The sequence below is a fragment of the Pseudomonas sp. Pseusp11 genome (assembly GCF_047304405.1).
Lineage (GTDB): Bacteria > Pseudomonadota > Gammaproteobacteria > Pseudomonadales > Pseudomonadaceae > Aquipseudomonas.
Window position 1 is genome coordinate 1 of the sequence record NZ_JBGLZF010000125.1, and the last position, 240, is coordinate 240.

General features: G+C 65.0%; 1 protein-coding gene. It reads left to right on the top strand.

Features of this window, described 5'->3' with window-relative positions; genetic code table 11:
* On the top strand, nt 1-240 hold a 240-nt coding region (locus ACCC96_RS30420), incomplete at both ends, for a filamentous hemagglutinin N-terminal domain-containing protein (RefSeq protein ID WP_413697759.1).

The window sequence follows — 240 nt, forward strand, 5'->3', positions numbered from 1 at the left end:
GAAGTGGCGGGGCAGTCGGCGCGGGTCATCGTCGCCAACCCCTACGGCATCAGCTGCAACGGCTGCGGCTTCATCAATACCCCGCGCGTGACCCTGACCACCGGCAAACCGGTGCTGGACAACGGTCGTCTCGATCGCTTCCAGGTCGATCAGGGCAGCGTCTCCATCGACGGCGCCGGGCTGAACGCCAACAACGTCGACCGCTTCGAAATCATCACCCGCAGCGCGAAGATCAACGCC